The organism is Mesorhizobium sp. P5_C1, assembly GCF_054049815.1.
Genome location: NZ_JBFULQ010001032.1, coordinates 1 through 1,154 on the forward strand (window position 1 = coordinate 1; position 1,154 = coordinate 1,154).

Annotated in this window: 2 protein-coding genes and 1 pseudogene; 1 reads left to right on the plus strand and 2 read right to left on the minus strand. The window is 55.7% G+C overall.

What is annotated here, in order from left to right:
• Positions 1-368: 368 nt before the first annotated feature.
• On the minus strand, positions 369-566 hold the full coding sequence (locus ACXJ7R_RS33635) for a hypothetical protein (RefSeq protein ID WP_457155555.1): 198 nt from the start codon (positions 564-566) through the stop codon (positions 369-371).
• Positions 567-733: 167 nt separating this feature from the next.
• Between ACXJ7R_RS33635 and ACXJ7R_RS33640 the strand changes: the two genes are divergently transcribed.
• The gene (locus tag ACXJ7R_RS33640) at positions 734-907 is read left to right on the plus strand and encodes a hypothetical protein (protein WP_457155556.1); all 174 of its coding nucleotides are present in this window, start codon (positions 734-736) and stop codon (positions 905-907) included.
• Between the two features lie 5 nt (positions 908-912).
• Here ACXJ7R_RS33640 and ACXJ7R_RS33645 read toward each other — a convergent pair.
• Positions 913-1,154 (minus strand): annotated as a pseudogene (locus ACXJ7R_RS33645) (hypothetical protein); the annotation flags it as partial.

Sequence of the window (1,154 nt, forward strand, 5' to 3'; positions counted from 1 at the left end):
CCCTTCCAGCGCAATCTGCTCACCGGGCCTCAACGCCTTACCTATAAGCGGCATAGCTTCGACGCTCTCGCGTTCATCTGATGAAAGTCGACCGAGGCTTTCGAGCTTCCGGATTAGCGGCGTTGTCAAACTGGACATGGCTGATCTTTAGCACGTTCCATGATCAGACAACAGACGTTCGCGCTCCATTCCCGTTCAAACGTTAATCCGGACACCTCACGCGAGCGCCGCCGAGCTCGACAAATACTCCGTCAGGCTTGGCTGACCGATCGTCACCGCCGATCGGATTAGTTGCGTGGTTGCTATTTCAGATGCGCCAAGAAGCCCCRACTGCACCGGCCATTACTCTACGGCTGGGTAGCGCCTAGCTAGCGCCCAATGATCCGGCAGATAATGCCTTCGTCCGGGTCTTCATGGCCGGTGAGTGCGCGTATCAAGTCTTTCGCGTGCTGGACCCATTGCTGCTCGACAATCATCCCTCCTGCCACCGACGCCTTGAAGGCGTTGCGGATGATCTCAAAATCATGAGCCGAAATGAATTTGGGTGGGTGTGTCTCGTCGTCCATCGCATAGGTTCCCGCAGGGGCGGGAGTACGATGTACACTCTCAAGCGCCAGCGCCCGTTCAGTGGCCAGCGACAAAGCACAATGCGCCTTATCCGGCATGTTAGCGAGTCATTCCGCAGGGGGAACCAGTAACAGTAAGTTGCGTTACGCCTTTAGGGAGTTGTCCTATGGCTGACGAAAAGGACGAACCACCCAGCAGCCCGGTCGAACTTGTCGTTCGGCGCTTGGCGGACGAGGCGAAAATCACTGAAGATCAGGCCCGCGAGCCTATCGCCATTCTTGGGCTGAATTGGGCGTCCCTGGTACGGGAAGCACGCATTCTGTCCGCCCAACAAGGCTAGACCTACTACCGCACAATCCATTCCAGCAACTGGGCATCAATGTCATCAGTGCCGGTATAGTTGGCGATCAAACGCGCGGCCTCGGCCCGCCATTGGTCTTCAGGAATGTTCGCTTCGATGACGTATCTTATGAAGGCACTGCGAATGATATCGCAGTCGAAAGACGATACCTGATCACCTGGCTTATCCATGGTGCAACCTCCCATCCAAGGGAAGGAAACAGAATGGTAACTTGGGGATTTAACAA

Excerpts from the sequence above, each read along its gene's own strand:
- ACXJ7R_RS33635 (WP_457155555.1), bottom strand. The coding sequence starts at position 566 with ATGGACGACGAGACACACCCACCCAAATTCATTTCGGCTCATGATTTT.
- ACXJ7R_RS33640 (WP_457155556.1), top strand. The coding sequence starts at position 734 with ATGGCTGACGAAAAGGACGAACCACCCAGCAGCCCGGTCGAACTTGTC.